This window comes from Pigmentiphaga humi (assembly GCF_900606115.1).
Classification (GTDB): Bacteria; Pseudomonadota; Gammaproteobacteria; order Burkholderiales; family Burkholderiaceae_B; genus Pigmentiphaga; species Pigmentiphaga humi.
Map to the genome: position 1 here is coordinate 18,360 of NZ_UWPJ01000007.1, position 18,019 is coordinate 36,378.

An 18,019-nucleotide genomic window follows, 5' to 3' on the forward strand; every position below is an offset into this window, starting at 1 on the left:
CATGACCAAGCAACTGTTCCGCATCGGCCAGATCGTGCCGAGCTCCAACACCACGATGGAAACCGAGATACCGGCCATGCTGACCGCGCGCCAGCAGATCCGGCCCGAGCGCTTCACCTTCCATTCGAGCCGCATGCGCATGAAGCACGTGGTCAAGGAAGAGCTGGCCGCCATGGACGCGGAATCCGACCGGTGCGCGGTCGAACTGAGCGACGCGCGCGTGGACGTGCTGGGCTATGCCTGCCTGGTGGCCATCATGGCCATGGGCCGCGGCTATCACCGCCAGTCCGAGAGCCGGCTCAAGAAGCACACCGCCGCCAACGGCGGCGACGCCCCGGTGATCACCAGCGCCGGCGCCCTGATCGACGGCCTGAAGGTGATCGGCGCCAAGCGCATCGTGGTGGTGGCCCCCTATATGAAGCCGCTGACCGAGCTGGTGGTGGACTATATCCGCCACGAGGGCTATGACGTGGCCGACTATCGCGCGCTGGAGATTCCCGACAACCTGGAAGTGGGCCGGCACGACCCGGAGAACCTGCCCGCCATCGTCGCGCAGATGGACACCGGCGATGTCGATGCCATCGTGCTGTCGGCCTGCGTCCAGATGCCCTCGCTGCCGGTGATCGCCAAGGTCGAGGCGCTGACCGGCAAGCCGGTGATCACCGCCGCCGTCGCCACGACCTACGCCATGCTCAAGGCGCTGGGCCTGGAGCCCATCGTGCCGGGCGCGGGCGCATTGCTCTCAGGCGCCTACTGATCCGGCAGCGGCCGCCGGAGCGGCCGCGCCTGCCCCTTTCACGCATCCAGCGAGCCAGCCATGTCAGACAGCAACTTCCTCTACGGCGCCAACGTCCGCGCCAACGGCATCCGCCAGCACTATCTGCGGTACGGCGGGGACCAGGGCGAGCGCGCCGCGCGCGACCCGGTCATCCTGGTGCCCGGCATCACCAGCCCCGCCATCACCTGGGGCTTCGTGGGCGAGCGGCTGGGCCGCCGCTTCGACACCTACATCCTCGACGTGCGGGGACGAGGCCTGTCCACCGCCGCGCCCGGCCTGGACTACAGCCTGGACGCCCAGGCCGAGGACCTGATCGCGCTGGCCGAGGCGCTGGGCCTGGCGCGCGCCAGCGTCGTCGGCCACTCCATGGGCGCGCGCATCGGCCTGCGCGCCGCCCGCATCGGCATGCCGGCCATGGCGCGCCTGGTCGCGGTCGATCCGCCGGTGTCCGGGCCCGGACGCCGCGCCTATCCGGCCAAGCTGCCCTGGTACGTCGATTCCATGAAGGCCGCCCGCGCCGGCATGGACTGGCAGGCCATGCGCGAGTTCTGCCCCACCTGGACCGAAGAGCAGTTGCGGCTGCGCGCCGAGTGGCTGCACACCTGCGACGAGGAAGCGGTGCTGGCCAGCTTCGAGGGCTTCCACACCGACGACATCCATGCCGACCTGCCCAAGGTCGAACAGCCAGTACTGCTGATGACGGCCGAGCGCGGCGACGTGGTGCAGGATGGCGACGTCGAGGAGATCGGCAGCCTGCTCGCCTCGATGCAGACGGTGCGCGTGCCCGGCGCCGGCCACATGATTCCGTGGGACAACGAGGAAGGCTTCTACGCGGCCTTCGGCAACTTCTTGGGAGAGGAGGTCTGACCATGGCCATTAGCGACTATGCCTTCATCGAGGCCTGGCGCGAGGTGTTGACGCTGTCGCGGCTGGAGGCCGGGCAGACCGTCACCATCCTGACGTCCGCTTCCACCCATCCGCAGACCTTGTCCTGCGCCACCATTGCCGCGCAGTCCCTGGGCGCCATCGTCAACCGGCTGGACCTGCCGCCGATCAACGGCGAAAAAGCGCTGAGCCGCGACTCGCTGGCCTACCTGGGCACCACGCCGCTGACGGGCAACCGCGCCGCGATCGCCGCGCTCAAGGCCAGCGACCTGGTGCTGGACCTGATGACGCTGCTGTTCTCGCCCGAGCAGCACGAGATCCTGCAGACCGGCACCAAGATCCTGCTGGCGGTCGAGCCGCCCGAGGTGCTGATGCGCATGGTGCCGACGCTGCAGGACAAGGCGCGGGTCACGGCCGCGGCGGCCCGCATCGCGGCCGCCAGGCAGATGCGCGTGCGCTCGGACGCGGGCACCGACCTGGCCTGCCCGCTGGGCGAGTTCCCCGCCATCAGCGAGTACGGCTTCGTCGACGAGCCGGGCCGCTGGGACCACTGGCCCAGCGGCTTTGCGCTGACCTGGCCCGACGAGGGCGGCGCCAGCGGCCGCATCGTGATCGACCGCGGCGACATCCTGCTGCCGCAGAAATGCTACGTGCAGGATCCGATCACGCTGACGGTGGAAAAAGGCTACGCGACCCGCATCGAGGGCGGCCTGTCGGCCGACCTGCTGCGCGACTACATGGCTTCGTTCGACGATCCGGAGGCCTATGCCATTTCGCACATCGGCTGGGGGCTGCAGCCGCGCGCGCGCTGGTCCACGCTCGGGCTCTACGACCGCGAGGCTACTATAGGCATGGATGCACGCGCCTTCGAGGGCAATTTCCTGTTCTCGCTCGGCCCCAACAACGAAGCGGGCGGCTCGCGCACGACCACCTGCCATATCGACATCCCGCTGCGCCACTGCACCGTGAGCCTGGACGGCCAGGACGTGGTGGCCGGCGGCAAGGTCCTCGACTGAACCGGAATCGTCATGCACAAGGAAATCTCGACCTACCAGCGCCAGGGATTCGGCGCCGACCTCGAACTGCGCGGCCCGGCCGGGCTGCTCATCATCGACTTCGTCAACGGCTTTGCCGACCCCGAGGTGTTCGGCGGCGGCAACATCCGCGAGGCCATCGAGCGCACCGCGGTACTGCTGGCCCAGGCGCGGCAGCGGGGGTGGCCCGTGGCCCATACCCGCATCGTGTTCGCCGACGATGCCGGCGACCAGAACGTGTTCAGCGAGAAGGTTCCCGGCCTGCTGGTGCTCACGGAGCACGATCCGCGCAGCGCCATCGTGCCGGAACTGGCCCCGGCGCCCGGCGAACTGGTGGTCCGCAAGACCCTGCCGTCGGCCTTCTTCGGCACCACGCTGGCCGCCTGGCTGACCCAGCGCGGCGTGCGCACGCTGGTGGTGGCGGGCGCGGTGACCAGCGGCTGCGTGCGCGCCAGCGTGGTGGATGCGATGTGCCACGGCTTCCGCACGGTGGTGGCCGCGGACTGCGTCGGCGACCGCGCGCTCGGCCCGCACGAGGCCAACCTGTTCGACATGCAGCAGAAGTACGCCGCCGTCCTGCCGCGCGACGAAGTGCTGGCGGCACTGGGGTAGAGGCCCCCCTACGCGCTTGCGCGCGCCCCCCAGGGGCGGCGCTGGCGGACCGGCGGAGCCGGATCCGCGGCGCCCTGGGTCGGGAAATGGCGCGAGACACCGTGGAGGAAGGCAGGCGAGGATCGGCAGTATACTGATCAAAACGCGCCGGGTTGCCGGTGCGGATACTATCGACGATGCACCCCAAGATGACTCTTCAAGAAGCCCCATCGGGAGCTACCGACAACGAGGTACCCTCGCCTGCCTTCGATCCCGCCGAACAAGTGCTCTGGTCTCGCCCCGGCTACCTGGCCCGCCGCCTGAACCAGATCCACTATGCAATGTTCTTCGAGGAATGCAGCAATGAGATCACGCCAGTCCAATATGGCATACTCACCGCGCTGTCCCTCCAGCCCGGCAGCGACCAGAAGACCATAGGCAGGGAACTCGGCCTGGACCGCACCACGACCGCCGACGTGCTCAAGCGGCTCGAGCGCAAGGGCTACGTCACGCGGCGCGTCGATCCCGACGACCGCCGTTCGCGCCAGTCCTTCATCACGGACGAGGGCCTGCGGGTGATGGGGCTGCTGCAGGAGGGCATGAACCGCGCCCAGCAGCGCCTGATCTCGCCCCTGAACAAGAAAGACCAGCATACCTTCGTCCGGCTGCTGGCCAAACTGGTCCAGGCGAACAATCACTACGGCCGGGCCGCGGCCGACCTCTGATTTCCCGCGGCCGGGCTGCGCCCGCGCCGCCGCAACACGGATCGATGCATGCTCGGGCTCATCCTGACGCTTGCCATCCAGGCCACGGCCTCGATGGCATTGCTCGCACTTCCCATGGTCGCTCCCGCGGTCAGCGACACCCTCGGACTCTCTGCGGTATTCGTCGGCTACTACATCAGCATCGCCTACATCGGCGCCGTGATCGGCAGCCTGGCCGCCGGCACGCTGGTGCCCCGGCTGGGCGCGATCCGGGCCAGCCAGTTCGGCCTGCTGCTGATCGCAGGCGGACTGGCGCTGTCCAGCGCCGCCCAACTGGGCCCGATGCTGGCGGGCGCGCTGCTGCTGGGCATGGGCTACGGCCCCATCACGCCGGCCAGTTCTCACCTGCTGGCCCGCACCAGTTCGCCGCGCCACATGTCGCTGATCTTCTCGCTCAAGCAGACCGGCGTGCCGCTGGGCGGCATGCTGGCCGCCGCGCTGGTACCGCCGATCGCCATGCACAGCAGCTGGCAGGCCGGCATCCTCGTCGTGGCGGCGGCCTGCGCCCTCTGCGCGCTGGCCGCGCAGCCCCTGCGCGCCGCGCTCGACGTGGGCACGCACGCCGCCGGCCCGGGCGGCCGTCTGCGCAACGTTCTCGCGCCGCTCCGGCAAGTCTGGTCGCGCCGGCCGCTGCGGATCCTGTCCATCTGCTCTTTGCTGTATTCGGCGGTGCAGGTCTCGCTCACCACCTACCTGGTCACCTTTCTTCACGTCGAACTCGGGCTGACGCTGGTCGCCGCCGGCCTGGCCTCGTCCGCCTGCCAGTTCGCCGGCGTGGTGGGACGCATAGGCTGGGGCTGGGTCGCGGACCGCGGCCTGGGAGCGCTGCGCACGCTGGCCTTGCTCGGCCTGCTGAGTCTGGCCTGCTGCGTCGCCGTGGCGCTCGTCCCCACGGCCGTGCCGGTGCGGCTGCTGATCGTGCTGCTGTGCATATTCGGCGCGGCCGCCATCGGCTGGAACGGCGTCTACCTGGCCGAACTGGCGCGCCGCGCGCCGGCCGGCTCGGCCGGCAGCATCACCGGCGGCGCCTCGGCCATCACCTTCCTGGGCGTCGTCGCCGGGCCGCCCCTGTTCGGCATTGTGTCCGACCTCACCGACAGCTACCGGACCGGCTTCGCCATGCTGGCCCTGCCGCTGGCCTGGTGCATCTACCGGCTGGTGAGCGACAGCCGCCGGGGGTAGGCACGTTCTTGCCCCGCCCGCGGCAACCCGACAGGCTCGTGCCCCCGGGATACGGAATCAGGATGGCCGGACGCCGAAATTGTTGGCCCAGACGGTCAGCGCCGCCTGGCGCATCTGCGGGCTGAACTCGGCCCGCAGATGGCGGAAGCGCCGCTGGACCGCGGCGGACACGGTGTGCACCACGTCGTTGCCGGCGGCCGTGGCGCGGATCAGGGTGACGCGCCGGTCGGCCGACGAGGGAATCCGCACGACCAGCTCGCGCCGTTCCAGCCGGGCAGCGAGCCGCGACGACAGCGCCAGCGAGACGTCGAGCCGGACCGCCAGCTCGGATACCGACCGGGTGCCGTCCCGGCTCCCCTGCAGCTGCACCAGCAATTGGTGCTCCAGAGGCTCGACGCCTGCCCGCCGCGCCTCGTCATCGATCATCCGGAAGGCCAGGCGCATCAGATAACGCGCATCGGCCACCGCAACCGCGCGCGGATTCGTGTTCAATCGCCACCTCCGTCTGTGGACATCGCTTCTGCGCAGGAAAACGGGAGCCTGGCAGGAGCAGACGAATAGTGCGTCGACGCGCGGATCAAGGCAAGAACCGCCTACAGGTGGACGCCCACCCTGGCACGGGCAAAGGTCACGACTTGCCCTGCCAGCGCCGCCAGTTGCTCGCCTACCTTGGCGTCGGCCACCTTGCCGTCCGCCCCGAAAGGCGCCTGGGCCGAGTTGATGGCGACCCCCAGCGGCGTAGGCCAGCCGCGCAGCGCGTGGATGGTCGCGCGCACCGACGCCAGCACCGTGGCGCCCGCCTGCCACCCAGCCGCCGATACGATGCACCCCACCGCCTTGTTGTGAAGGTAGGGATCGGGGTCGTCGGCAAGCCCTTGCAAATAGTCCAGCGCATTCTTCAGGAAGCCGGAGATGCCGCCGTGATAGCCCGGCGTGGCGAAGATCACGCAGTCTGCCCGGCGCACGGCCTCCAACAACTGGTTGGCCGCCTCGACGTGGTGCGCCTGGGCCGGGTCGTACATCGGCAGGCCCAGATCCGCCGCGACCAGCAGTTCGGTTTCCGCTCCCAGGCGGCGCGCCTCCTCCAATGCCAGGCGCAACGCCAGTTCCGACGAAGAATACGGCCGCAGCGTACCGCCGATTCCCAGTATCACGGGCGGACGGCCCTGGCCGAAAGACAGATCATTCATAACAGTGACTCCATATCAGATATCCATAGCGCACGTGAAAATACGCCACCGACCCGGGGCGCAGCGGCTGGGGCCTACCATGCCGGGCACGCGTCAGCGCGTCGGGAAGGGACCCTCTCCCAAACCCAGGTTCTCGCGCAGCGTCGCGTGCTCGTACTCCCGGTGAAACATGCCGCGCCGCTGGAGTTCTGGCACCAGCATGCCGACCACGTCGTCGAAGCCCGAGGGAAGCATGTCCACCATCAGGTTGAAGCCGTCCGCCCCGCCGGCCTCCAGCCAGGTAGCCATGATGTCGGCCACCTGCTCCGGGGTGCCGACGATCTGCTGGTGGCCGCCGCCGTAGCGCGCCAGCAATTGGCGCACCGTCAGCTTCTCCTTAACGGCCAGGTTCACCAGCGTGCGACGAAAGCCGATCGAGCCGGAGAACGCCTCATCGGGACCGAGAAGGTGGGCCGGGAACGGCTCGTCGAGCTTGAGCACCTCCACATCGAGCCCTACGCGGCGCGCGAGCTTGAGCAGTTCGGGGCCCAGGCCCAGCGCTTCATCCATCATGTCCTTGCGCCGCCATGCGTCCGCCTCGGTCGCGCCGAGCACCGGCAGGATCCCGGGCAGGATCTTGATCTGGTCGGGGTGGCGGCCATAGCTTTGCGCGCGGCGGCGCATGTCGGAGCGGAACTCCACGCCTCCTTCCAGCAGATGCTGGGCGGTGAAGACCACGTCGGCGTACTTGGCCGCCTGGTCGCGCCCCTCCGGCGAAGCGCCCGCCTGGAAAATGACCGGCCGGCCCTGCGGCGGGCGGGCGAACGGCAGCGGGCCGCGCACCGAGAAATATTCCCCGGCATGATTGATTTCGTGCACCTTCCCGGCATGGGCGAACAATTTGTTCGCCTTGTCGCCTACCAGTGCGTCGTCTTCCCAGCTATCCCACAACTTCAGCGTTACGTCGATGAATTCGTCGGCGCGGGCATAGCGGCTCTCATGATCGGGCAAGGTGCCGCCGCCGAACATGCTCGCCACAGCCGGCAGGAAGGTAGCCACCGAATTCCAGCCCGCGCGGCCGCGCGTGAGGTGGTCCAGCGTCGCAAAACGGCGCGCCAGATCGTACGGCTGGTTGTATGTCGTCGAAGCGGTGCCGACCAGGCCGATGCGATTGGTCACCGCCGCCATCAGCGCCAGGATCGTGACCGGATCCATCGATCCGCAGGGCCGCTCGGTGCCCGCCTCGGCATTGGTCATGCCGTCCGCCAGGAAGATCGCATGCAGCTTGCCGGCCTCGGCGGTCCGGGCGATCTGCAGGTACATCTCGGGCCGCAGATAATCCGTCACCTCGCCATCGCGCGCCGCCCATGCCCCCAAATGCATCCCGAGCCCGTGCATCACCGACGCGGACAGGATCATCGAAGAATTCTTTACAGCCATCGCCTTGCTCCATTGGTGGTTATTGATTGACTAAAGTCAACTAAATTCCTTGCACTTCGATATTCCAGGTCACGTGGCAACCTATCCGCAACACATAAAACAGATGCCACTTAGACCCAGGGCACAGCGGATCCGGCTTTGCCGGTCCGCCAATGCCGCCCCCTTGAGGGGGCCCGCGTAGCGGGTAGGGGGTGGTCTCTCCTTCCGGTCCGCCAGTGCCGCCCCCTGGGGGGCGCGCGTCAGCGCGTAGGGGGGTCTATATTCAGGGGGTTACATACCAATTGCCGCCGACAGCCGCCGCGCCTGTGACGCGATCAGGCGCGCATACGCCGCCTCGGACGAATCGCGGAACCGCATGGCCGGGATCACCAGCGCGATCGCGCCGACCACCCTGCGTCCCGGCCCATAGACAGGACTGGCCAGCCCGACCGCCGATTCGAGGATCTCGCCGCGCGTCAGCGAGTAGCCCCGCGCGCGCACCTTGTCCAATTCCTGTTCGATGTCGGGGATCGGGCGCGCGGGACGCGGCATCGTCTCGTCGCCCTTGGCCAGCGCAGCTTTCGCTTCCTCGGTGGGCAGCGAAGCCAGGATCGCGCGCGCGGGGGCGCCCCGCAGCAGCGACAGCGGCTGCTGCATCAGGAACCGGTATTGCAGCGGCTTGGTCGCATCCACCCGTTCGGCCAGCATCATCGCGTGCGACGACGGCAGCGCAGTCGCGAACAGGCAGGTCTCGTCGCACTGTCGAACCGTGTCGAGCAGGAACTGGCGCGCCAGCGTCATTCCCGGCACGCTGCGCCCCGCCGTGGCGCTGGTCCGGTAGAACTCGACGCTGGCGCGGTAGCGGCGCATGGGCGCGCGGTCGGCCCAGCCGACATTGACCAGTTCATTGAGCAGGCGATGGACGGTGCTGGTCGCCAGCCCCAGCGAATCCGCGATCTCGACGATCGCCAACGGCTCGGGGCTGGCCGCCAGCATCTCCATGATGGCCTTGGCGCGCGCCACCACGCCGCCGCTGATTCGCTGTGCCGCCATGAAAAGCCTCCTTGAGCAAACGCTTTCGTCTACGAGCGTACCAGCGCCAGCAGGGTGCCGGCATATTCGGCCGCCATGTCGGGCGGCAGCCGCCCGGCCTTGCCCTGATAGCGCTTGATGATCTCGAGCACACGGCGGGGCCGCGCCGCCAGCTGCCGCACGAAGGCCAGGCCGTCGCCGCGAAAAGTTTCCGCGGCCAGCACCTTGCTGGCCAGCCCCAGCGACACCGCCGATGCGGCATCGATCTTCTCGGCCGAGTAGATCAGGTAGGCCAGCGCCTTCTCCGGCACCTTGCCGAGGGCGGCGCACATCGCCATCGTCGGCGGAATGTCGTGCTCGATCTCGGGAAACGCGAACGCCGCATCGGCCGCTGCCAGGGTGATGTCGCAGGCGGCGGCGAGCGCCGCGCCGAAGCCCAGCGCATCGCCGTGCACGAGCGCGACCACCGGCACCTGCGCATCGGCCACGGCCTGGTAGGCGTCGAGGACGGCGCCCATCATATGGACGCGGACGTCGTAGGGCGTCATGCCGCTGCGGTCCTCTCCTTTGCCGTCCCGGCCCGTGCAGAACTGCGGGCCGCGGCCTTCGACGACGATCACATGGATCGTTTCGTCGCTGCCGAGCTCGCGAATCGCCGCGGCCAGGCGGCGCATCATCGCGCGCGTCAGTGCATTGCCCTCGCCGGGGCGGTTGAGGTCGAGCCTGGCAACCGCGCCTTCGCGGGTGATCTGGAAGTCGAATTCGCTCATGCCGTCCCCCTCACTCGTCGAACGACAGCTTGCGCTTGTCGATAATGGCCTGGAACATCTTGCGATCGGACTGGAGCTGCCCTGCCAGGTCTTCCGGCGTACCTGCGCCGGGCACATTCCCCATGGTCGCGATGACCCGGCGGGTCTTCTCGTCCTTCAGCGCATACTGCAGCGCGTCGCTGAGCTTGCGCACCACCGAGTCGGGCGTACCCTGCGGCACCATCAGGCCGTTCCAGCCGTTGAACGAAAAGCCGGCCAGTTCGGGCAGCGTGCCCTGGATGGGAGGCAGGTCGGGGATGGGCGGCCAGGTTTCATGATTGGTGGTGGCGACCCCGGTCACCAGGCCGCCGTCGAGAAATGGCTTGGCGCCCGCCATGAACATCATCGACACCCGGCCCGACGCGATCTCCGCGGCGGCAGGCGCTTCGCCGCGGAACGGCACGTGAACCAGGGAAAGACCGGTAGCCGCCGCGAACATCTCGGCCATCAAGTGCTGGCTGGAACCCGAACCGATACTGCCGAAAGTCAGCTTGCCCGGATTGTCGCGGCCGTAGCGGACCAGATCGGCCACGGTGTTCACCCCCAGCTTCGGCGATACGACCAGGGAAAGACCCGACACGCATATCTTGCCGACCGGCTTGAGCTTGCCTTCCACATCGAACGACAGCTTGGGACGGGTGATGAAGTTGGCCGTGTTGGCCGCGCTCGGGACCGACACCGTATAGCCGTCCGGTTCGGCGGATGCGACGCGGACGAGGCCGATGTTGCCGGTGGCGCCCGTCACGTTCTCGACGATCACGGTCTGGCCGAGACGGGCCTGCATCGCCTGCGCCACCGTGCGCATGCACAGGTCCGACGGGCCGCCGCTTCCGGTCGGCACGATGAAGCGTATGGGCCGGTCGGGGTAGCCGGCCGCGCCGGCCGATGCCGTGCATGCAACCATCGCGATCAAGGTCAAAGAGCGAAAAAGATTCCGTGTCATGCTTGTCTCCGCCTGCGTCCGCTTGGGAACGTTGTTCAAATTTCGGAGACGAGTCTACGCAACGGGGAGGAATCGGCAATATTGAAATCCCGCGTCGCGGAATTCGGCCGATAAATAATTCTGACGCGCCTTGCGACCCCGCCGCAGAACCGGACACCGACCGCGTCCGGCCGCCGGGCAATAGCGGCGGATACTGGCGGCGCATCCAGGTTGACGCTTGAGCTGCTTGGCCCGGACAATGAACGCAGAGGCGGCTCCGCCCGCCCATCCTTCCCCGAGCCAACAGGAGTCAGACATGACCGACAAGAACGCGCTTCCCGGCCATTCCACCACCAGTTTCGGCGCCCCGGCACCCAGCGACCGCAATTCGCTGACCGTGGGCAGCGATGGCCCCATCCTTCTGCACGACGTGCACTTCCTCGAGCAGATGGCACACTTCAACCGCGAAAAAGTGCCCGAGCGCCAGCCGCACGCCAAAGGGTCGGGCGCTTTCGGCGAATTCGAGACGACCGAGGACGTCTCGCGCTACACCAGGGCCGCGTTGTTCCAGAAAGGCTGTAAGACCGAAACGCTGGCCCGCTTCTCGACCGTGGCGGGCGAGTCCGGCAGCCCCGATACCTGGCGCGACGTACGCGGCTTCTCGCTGAAGTTCTACACCAGCGAAGGCAATTACGACCTGGTCGGCAACAACACGCCTGTCTTCTTCGTGCGCGACCCGATGAAGTTCCCCCACTTCATCCGCAGCCAGAAGCGCCTGCCCGACTCCGGCCTGCGCGACGCCCACATGCAATGGGACTTCTGGACCAACAATCCCGAAAGCGCGCACCAGGTCACCTACCTGATGGGCGACCGCGGCCTGCCCCAGTCGTGGCGCCACATGAACGGCTTCGGCTCGCACACCTATATGTGGATCAACGCCCAGGGCGAGAAATTCTGGGTCAAGTACCACTTCCACAACCAGCAGGGCGAGAAGAACCTCACCAACGAAGAGGCCGCCCGCATCGCCGGCATGGACGCCGACTACCATCGCCGCGACCTGTTCGAGGCCATTGCCCGGGGCGATCATCCGAAGTGGGTGATGTCGGTGCAGGTCATGCCCTACGCCGAGGCCAAGACCTACCGCTTCAACCCCTTCGACCTGACCAAGGTCTGGCCGCACAAGGACTACCCGCTGATCAAGGTCGGCGTGATGACGCTGAACCGCAACCCGGAGAACTTCTTCGCGCAGATCGAGCAGGCGGCGTTCTCGCCCGGCAACACCGTGCCGGGCATCGGCCTGTCGCCCGACAAGATGCTGCTGGGCCGCGCCTTCGCCTACAACGACGCCCAGCGCGCCCGCATCGGCACCAATTTCAACCAGTTGCCCGTCAACCAGCCCAAGGTGCCCGTCAATACCTATATGTTCGACGGCCACATGACCTACCACCACGCCGGCAACGCCGCGACCTACGTGCCGAACAGCAGCGGCCGCGCCTGGGCCGACGAGACGGGCCCCATGGAAGACAGCTGGGAGAACGACGGCAACCTGGTCCGCGAAGCCTACAAGCTGCGCAGGGACGACGACGATTTCGGCCAGGCCGGCGCCCTGGTGCGCGGCGTGTTCGACGACGCGCAGCGCGAGCGCCTGGTCCAGACCGTGGTCGGCACGCTCAAGTCCGGCGTACGCTCGCCGGTGCTGGAACGGGTGTTCGAGTACTGGAAGAACGTCGATGCCGGCATCGGCCAGCGCATCGAAGAGGCCTGCAAGAAGAGCAGCTGAGCCCCTCAGGCGTGGCGGCGCCGCGCCGTCACGCCTGTTCCGCCACCGAGGCCTCGTTGCGGCAGACCTGCCGGACCTCGTCGATCAGCAGCTGCGCCCCCGGCGACGAATGCTCCGACGTGCGCCGCAGGATGCCCATCGGGCGCTCGGTGCCCGGCAGGCTCACCGGCAGCGTCACCAGCACGCCCGCCTTCAGTTCATGCGAGAACAGCTGGCGCGACGCGGCCGAGATCATGTCGGTCTCGAGCAGCAGGCCGCGGATCACCGAGATGTCCGACGACTCCACCGCCACCTGCGGTTCGGTCAGCCCCTGCTGGGCCAGGCAGGAGCTCAGCGCCTCGCGGCTCGGCGTCCCGGGCCGCGACAGCACCCACGACGCGTCCAGCAGGTCGGCCAGGTCCAGCGCGGAGGCCGCGGCCAGGGGATGATCCGCGCGCGCCAGCACGGCCATGGGCTCGCTCATCAATTGCTCGACCACCAGGCCGCTTTCCACCGGTTCCAGCGGCAGCGCGCCGGTCAGGAAATCGACGTCGCCCAGCCTCAGCCCGGCGATCAGCGCATCCATGGGCGCCTCCAGCGTTCGCACCTGCAGGCGCGGATGTTCCCGCAAGACCCGCCCGATCGCCACCGGCAGCACGAAGGGCCGGCTGAACGGCAGCGCGCCCACCACCACCTGCCCCTCGATCACCCCTTTCAGCGCGGAGATTTCGCTGGCCGCCAGCCTTAGCTGCGCCAGCGCGCGCTTGACGTGCGCCAGCAGCAATTCGCCGCATTCGTTCAAGGCCACGCCCGCATGGGCCCGGTCGAACAGCGGCACGCCCACGCTGGACTCGAGATCGTAGAGCGCCATGCTGGCGGCCGGCTGCGACACGCCCACCGACGCGGCCGCGGTGCTGATGTGCTTGCGCTCGGTGAAGGCGAACAGCAGCTCGAGCCGGCGTTCGTGCACCGACAGCGAGAAAAACGGCGCGGCCCGCAGCCGCGCGGCCGAGGCAGGATGGCGCTCGCACAACAGGTCGCAGGCGCTCTGCAGTTCGGCAAAGGCCATTTCCGTGCGCCGCGACAGGGCCTGGCCGAAATTGGTCAGCAGCCACTGGCGCGCGCCCCGTTCGAACAAGGCCACCCCGAACCATGCCTCCAGTTCCTGGACCGAGCGCGACACCGCGGATTGCGCGCGGCGCAATTCTTCGCTGGCGCGCGTAAGGTTGCCGTGGCGCACGACGGCGAGAAAGGGCTTGAGGTGTTTGGTGTGAAGCATGCGGCGCGGACCGGGAGCTCAGGCGCCCGGCCAGGAGGGCAGGAAACCCGCCCCCGCGGCCCTGACCCGGCAATGGAACGGCGCCGCGAAATGCGTCGGCAGCAACAGCAGGCCATCCTGCGCCGCGGCAGCCAGCAGGTCCAGCCGGGTCTGGAGTCCCACCACGGGGTCGTCGTCGAATATCGAGCACAGCGCCGGGTAAGGCAGCTGGATCGGGTGATGGATGACGTCGCCGCTGAACAGGGCCTGGTCGCCGCCGGCCCGCAACCGGATCGTCGCGTTCCCCGCGGTATGCCCCGGGGCGGGCTCGACCGTCAGCCGGTCGTCCACCACGTGCCCGTCGTCTATCAGCACCGCCTGGCCCGACTCGACGACCGGCAGGATGCTGTCCGCGAACACGAAGCGCTGCGACTCGCGCGGCACGTGGTCCGGACGGCGTTCGTCCCAGCGGTCGAACTCCGCGCGCTTGAACAGATAGCGGGCGTTGCGGAAGGTCGGCACCCAGCGGCCGTCCCGCAGACAGGTATTCCAGCCGACGTGATCCGCGTGGAAATGCGTGCACATCACGAAGTCGATCTCGTCCGGGTGCGCGCCGGCGGCCGCCAGGCGCTGCAGCCAGGGCTCGTCGCGCATGTGGAAGCGCGGGTCGGACGGCCGGTTCTTGTGGTTGCCGATGCAGCAGTCGATCAGGATCTTGTGGTGCGGCGTGACGACCAGCCAGCTGTGGATGCTGGTGCGCAGGCGGCTGCTCTGCGGATCGTAGAAGTGCGGCACCAGCCAATCCCGCTGCGCCTCCCACATGTCGGGAAGCAGCGCGGGGAACATGCCTGTGCCGGTCAGGCCGGGGCCGTGATAATCCTCGATGCGCGTGATCGAGACGTCCCCGACGCGGAGCCCACGCAGGCCCGGATCGAAGGCGGGCAGGGGGTGCGCGGTCATGGCTGCATTATTGCAGGAACGCCCGTCATTGATCGAGGCGGATTCCCGCCTCCCTGATGATTTTCCCCCAGCGCGCCGCGTCCGCGGCGATGAATTGCTTGAAATCCTTCCCGCTCGTGGTATCGACGGTATACCCCTGCCCCACCATCATCGCGCGCAGCTCCTGGCTGCGCATGGCCGCCACCGCCGCCGACCGTATCCGCTCGAGCACCGCCGGCGGGGTTCCCGCCGGCGCGAACAGTCCCTGCCAGCTGAGCACCTCGTCCAGCTGCGCCACGCCGAGTTCGGCGAAGGTCGGCACCCCGGGCAACAGCGGATGGCGGCGCGTTCCGGTGATGGCGGCGCCCTTGACCCGCCCAGCCTGCAGATAAGGCAGGTAGAACGGCACGTCGCTGATCGCGCTGTCGATCTGTCCGCCCAGCAGGGCCTGCAGCGCATCGATGCTGCCGCGGTACGGGACGTGCAGCATGTGGATGCCGGCCGAGCGCGCGAGGAGTTCGCCCGTCAGGTGCATGGACGAGCCGTTCCCGGGCGTGCCGTAGCTCGGCCCGGGGGTTTCCCGGCCCAGGCGCCGCAGGTCGTCGAATCCGGCCACGCGCCCGCCTTCCCGCCCCACCAGCAACAGCGGCGAGTGCACCAGCATGGTCACGGGCTCGAGTTCGCGCAGCGGATCCAGCGGCAGGCTGCGATAAAGACTGGGGCTGATGGCCAGGATGCCGGTGAAGCCCAGCAGCAGCGTATAGCCGTCCGGCTTGGCCTTGGCCACCGCGGCGGCGCCGATCAGGCCGGCGCTGCCGGTCCGGTTCTCGACGACGACCGGCTGGCCGAGCGAGTCGGCCATGCGCTCGCCGAGCTTGCGCGCCAGCGCGTCGGTTCCGCCGCCCGCCGGCACGGGCACGACGATGCGCACGGGCCGTTGCGGGAAGTCCTGCGCGCCGGCCGCGCCGGCGATCAGCAGCAAAGGAGCGAGGAGGTAGCGCAGCAGGAACATGGGAATCTCCCGGTTCAGAGCGCCTGCAGGGCCGGCGCGTGTTCGCCGAGCACTTGCAGGAACTCGGCGGAGGAAATGACCGAGCCGAAGTTGACCCTGACGGTGGACAGGGTGCCCTCGTGCCCGGTCGGGTTGCCGCTGCCCACGCAATCCTCCAGGACCACGATGTGGTAGCCCAGGAAAAAGCCATGGCGCAGCGTGGAATCCACGCATACGTTGGTGGCCACGCCCGTCAGCACCAGCGTGCGGATGCCGCGCGCCTGCAGTTGGGCATGCAGGGTAGTCTCGTGAAAGCCGCTGAAGGTGTGCTTGTCGGCCAGCACGTCGCCCGGCTCGGGCTGGATGCGGAAGAAATCCGCGCCCCAGGTGCCTTCCATGCAGCAGCCTTCGCCCTCGCGCATGGCGATGTGCGCGTCGGCCAGGTACTTGAAGTCGTACACGGACCGCAGCCAGGCCACCGTCGCCCCGGCGCGGCGGGCCGCCTGCGCCAGCTCCCCGATGCGATCGGCGATGCGCGCGTTGCTGTCCACGCGGATGGGATTGCGGCCGCTTTCTGCGCGCGTGCGGTGCAGGTAGCCGCCTTCGGCGCAGAAGTCGTTCTGCATGTCTACGATCACCAACGCCGTCTGGCTGGGCTGCAGCTGTTCCGACAGCGTGCTTGGGATGTTTTTCATGAATTGCCTCTGTGCGCTCAACGTTCCGGCATGACAGTGCCGCACTTCTTGCAGGTGCGGAATTCGAGCGAGCCCCAGAAATTGTCGTAGGCTCGGGAAACCGGGTCGGTTCCGTAGTCGTTCACGATGAACGTTTCTTCGTGCAGCAGGTTGTCGCACGACGGGCAGAACCAATGGAAACGGTCCACTTCGCCGGGACGCCGCATGCGCTCGACCACGAGCTGGAACGCATCCGGCGGGAAACGCGGCGAATGCGGCACCATCGGAGGCTGGTACAGGCAGTGCCCCTCGGGCACGACGGCCACCTTCTCGACGCCTTCGGGCGTACGGTAATGCAGGTGCAGGTCGCCCTTGAGCGAGTATTGGAGCTCGTGGCTGGGATTCAGGTGGAATTCGCTGCGGTACTCGCGGCCGCGCGCCACGAAGCACAGGCAGTCGTCCTCCTGCCACAGCGGGTAGGTGCGCCGCTCGTCGGTCGACGACAGGTAATCCATGATTTCCTGCAGGTCAACCTGCGGCATGTGCAATTGCAGGCTGGGAAAGATTTTCATCTCGATGTCCTCGGATAGTCCGCCTATTCTCGGCGCGCCGGCCCGGCCATGCCAGCCGGTAACGCTTCTTTGTCGGACTAAAAAACTTATGCCGCGCCGCGCTGCCCCCGGTCACCCCGGCACATAAAGAAATTGCGCCGCGGCAGAACCATTTTGCCGCGCAGGGATCGGGCATCCGCCCGAGAATGCCCTTACGGGAAGGCACCGTGCCCCGCTGTTGATCACAACGAGGAACAGAGCATGAAACATCTGCGCAACACCATGCATCGCATCCTGGCAACGGCCGCGTTTCCGGTGGCCGTCCTGGCCGCCCCGGCCCATGCCAACGAGGCCGCCGGCTGGCCCGACCGCATGATCAAGCTGGTGGTTCCGTTTCCGGCGGGCAGCGTGACCGACCGGATCGGCCGCGTCCTGGCACAGCACCTGGAGGCCAGCCTGAAGCAGTCCGTGGTCGTGGAAAACCGTCCCGGGGCCGGCGCGACCATAGGCAGCGACCACGTCGCCAAGGCCAAGCCCGACGGCTACACCATCCTGCTGGGCGCCAATGCGTCGCATGCGGTGAACGTGGCGTTCATGAAGCTTCCCTACGATCCGGTCGCCAGCTTCGAACCGATCAGCCTGGTCGCGGCGGTGCCCAGCGTCCTGATGGTCAACCCCAGCTTGCCGGTCAAGACCGTCGCCGACCTGCTGGCCCTGTCCAGGAGCCGGCAGGACAAGATCACCTATACCTCCGCCGGCGTCGGCACCACCGGGCACCTGGGCATGGAAATGCTCGCGTCGACCACCGGCACGGCGTTCCTGCACGTTCCCGCCAAGGGCCCCGCCCAGGCGCTGCAGGACGTCATGGGCGGACACGTCGACATGCTGATCGAAAGCATCGCGCTGTCGGCCCCCGTCGTGAAGGACGGCCGTCTGCGCGGCCTGGCCGTCACCTCGCAGCAGCGCTCGCCGGCCCTCCCGGAGATGCCCACCATGGTCGAGGCGGGAGTGCCGGGCTACGAGCTGCTGCTATGGTTCGCGCTCTATGCGCCGGCCGGGACGCCGCAGGCCATCGTCGAACGCCTGCACAAGGAAACCGCCCGCATCTTCGCCGATCCGGCGGTGCGCGATCCGCTGGTCCGCGACGGCGTCACGGTGGTGGCGGGCACGCCCAAGGAACTGGCCGACTTCCAGCGTTCCGAGATCGACAAATTCGGCGCCCTCATCCGTACGCTCAAGCTCGATTTGCGCCAATAGCTCCG

At 68.1% G+C, this 18,019-nt stretch carries 19 protein-coding genes; 8 read left to right on the plus strand and 11 right to left on the minus strand.

Translation table 11 applies throughout. The features are described from left to right. Position 1 precedes the first annotated feature (1 nt). From PIGHUM_RS03435 to PIGHUM_RS03460, 6 genes are all read left to right on the plus strand, one after another. Positions 2–757 carry a maleate cis-trans isomerase family protein gene (locus tag PIGHUM_RS03435; RefSeq protein ID WP_124077860.1) on the plus strand — a complete coding sequence of 252 codons (756 nt, stop codon included), beginning with the start codon at positions 2–4 and terminating at the stop codon, positions 755–757. 60 nt (positions 758–817) lie between these two features. Next, entirely contained in the window at positions 818–1,645 is an 828-nt protein-coding gene (locus PIGHUM_RS03440; protein WP_124077861.1) for an alpha/beta fold hydrolase, read from the plus strand. A gap of 2 nt (positions 1,646–1,647) precedes the next feature. Further along, positions 1,648–2,679, plus strand: coding sequence for a 2,5-dihydroxypyridine 5,6-dioxygenase NicX family protein (locus PIGHUM_RS03445; RefSeq protein ID WP_124077862.1), 1,032 nt, complete (start codon positions 1,648–1,650; stop codon positions 2,677–2,679). Positions 2,680–2,691: 12 nt separating this feature from the next. Further along, entirely contained in the window at positions 2,692–3,309 is a 618-nt protein-coding gene (locus PIGHUM_RS03450) for an isochorismatase family protein (protein WP_124077863.1), read from the plus strand. Between the two features lie 188 nt (positions 3,310–3,497). Then, positions 3,498–4,013: a MarR family winged helix-turn-helix transcriptional regulator gene (locus tag PIGHUM_RS03455; protein WP_246012887.1), complete on the plus strand. Its 516-nt coding sequence runs from the start codon at positions 3,498–3,500 to the stop codon at positions 4,011–4,013. A gap of 48 nt (positions 4,014–4,061) precedes the next feature. After that, positions 4,062–5,234: an MFS transporter gene (locus PIGHUM_RS03460; RefSeq protein ID WP_124077865.1), complete on the plus strand. Its 1,173-nt coding sequence runs from the start codon at positions 4,062–4,064 to the stop codon at positions 5,232–5,234. A gap of 57 nt (positions 5,235–5,291) precedes the next feature. On the opposite strand, the gene PIGHUM_RS03465 is transcribed toward PIGHUM_RS03460, so the two are convergent. The 6 genes from PIGHUM_RS03465 to PIGHUM_RS03490 all read right to left on the minus strand — a co-directional run bounded on the left by PIGHUM_RS03465 (position 5,292) and on the right by PIGHUM_RS03490 (position 10,606). Then, a complete protein-coding gene (locus tag PIGHUM_RS03465; RefSeq protein WP_124077866.1) occupies positions 5,292–5,726 on the minus strand; it encodes a MarR family winged helix-turn-helix transcriptional regulator in 435 nt (144 codons plus the stop codon). 101 nt (positions 5,727–5,827) lie between these two features. Beyond that, positions 5,828–6,424, minus strand: a complete 597-nt coding sequence (locus PIGHUM_RS03470) for an NADPH-dependent FMN reductase (RefSeq protein ID WP_124077867.1) — start codon at positions 6,422–6,424, stop codon at positions 5,828–5,830. 93 nt (positions 6,425–6,517) lie between these two features. Continuing rightward, positions 6,518–7,843, minus strand: a complete 1,326-nt coding sequence (locus PIGHUM_RS03475; protein WP_124077868.1) for an LLM class flavin-dependent oxidoreductase — start codon at positions 7,841–7,843, stop codon at positions 6,518–6,520. Positions 7,844–8,113: 270 nt separating this feature from the next. Then, positions 8,114–8,875: an IclR family transcriptional regulator gene (locus PIGHUM_RS03480; protein ID WP_124077869.1), complete on the minus strand. Its 762-nt coding sequence runs from the start codon at positions 8,873–8,875 to the stop codon at positions 8,114–8,116. A 29-nt stretch (positions 8,876–8,904) separates the two neighbouring features. After that, positions 8,905–9,624: an enoyl-CoA hydratase/isomerase family protein gene (locus PIGHUM_RS03485; RefSeq protein ID WP_160142134.1), complete on the minus strand. Its 720-nt coding sequence runs from the start codon at positions 9,622–9,624 to the stop codon at positions 8,905–8,907. Positions 9,625–9,634: 10 nt separating this feature from the next. After that, positions 9,635–10,606 (minus strand): Bug family tripartite tricarboxylate transporter substrate binding protein, encoded by a 972-nt coding sequence (locus PIGHUM_RS03490; protein ID WP_124077871.1) that lies wholly within the window; start codon positions 10,604–10,606, stop codon positions 9,635–9,637. A 295-nt stretch (positions 10,607–10,901) separates the two neighbouring features. On the opposite strand from PIGHUM_RS03490, the gene PIGHUM_RS03495 reads away from it, so the two are divergent. After that, the gene (locus tag PIGHUM_RS03495) at positions 10,902–12,365 is read left to right on the plus strand and encodes a catalase (protein WP_124077872.1); all 1,464 of its coding nucleotides are present in this window, start codon (positions 10,902–10,904) and stop codon (positions 12,363–12,365) included. A 28-nt stretch (positions 12,366–12,393) separates the two neighbouring features. Here the strand turns inward: PIGHUM_RS03495 and PIGHUM_RS03500 are convergent, their stop codons facing one another. Genes PIGHUM_RS03500 through PIGHUM_RS03520 form a run of 5 tightly spaced genes read right to left on the minus strand, consistent with a single transcriptional unit; the run spans position 12,394 to position 16,778 of the window. Next, positions 12,394–13,623 carry a LysR substrate-binding domain-containing protein gene (locus tag PIGHUM_RS03500; protein ID WP_124077873.1) on the minus strand — a complete coding sequence of 410 codons (1,230 nt, stop codon included), beginning with the start codon at positions 13,621–13,623 and terminating at the stop codon, positions 12,394–12,396. 18 nt (positions 13,624–13,641) lie between these two features. Further along, entirely contained in the window at positions 13,642–14,562 is a 921-nt protein-coding gene (locus PIGHUM_RS03505; protein ID WP_124077874.1) for an MBL fold metallo-hydrolase, read from the minus strand. A 25-nt stretch (positions 14,563–14,587) separates the two neighbouring features. Next, positions 14,588–15,553 (minus strand): Bug family tripartite tricarboxylate transporter substrate binding protein, encoded by a 966-nt coding sequence (locus tag PIGHUM_RS03510; protein WP_124077875.1) that lies wholly within the window; start codon positions 15,551–15,553, stop codon positions 14,588–14,590. A 14-nt stretch (positions 15,554–15,567) separates the two neighbouring features. Then, complete coding sequence (locus tag PIGHUM_RS03515) at positions 15,568–16,227, minus strand: cysteine hydrolase family protein (protein ID WP_124077876.1); 660 nt, start codon at positions 16,225–16,227, stop codon at positions 15,568–15,570. A gap of 17 nt (positions 16,228–16,244) precedes the next feature. After that, a complete protein-coding gene (locus PIGHUM_RS03520; RefSeq protein WP_246012888.1) occupies positions 16,245–16,778 on the minus strand; it encodes a 3-hydroxyanthranilate 3,4-dioxygenase in 534 nt (177 codons plus the stop codon). Between the two features lie 240 nt (positions 16,779–17,018). Between PIGHUM_RS03520 and PIGHUM_RS03525 the strand changes: the two genes are divergently transcribed. Beyond that, positions 17,019–18,014 carry a Bug family tripartite tricarboxylate transporter substrate binding protein gene (locus tag PIGHUM_RS03525; protein ID WP_124077877.1) on the plus strand — a complete coding sequence of 332 codons (996 nt, stop codon included), beginning with the start codon at positions 17,019–17,021 and terminating at the stop codon, positions 18,012–18,014. The last annotated feature ends 5 nt before the right edge of the window (positions 18,015–18,019 follow it).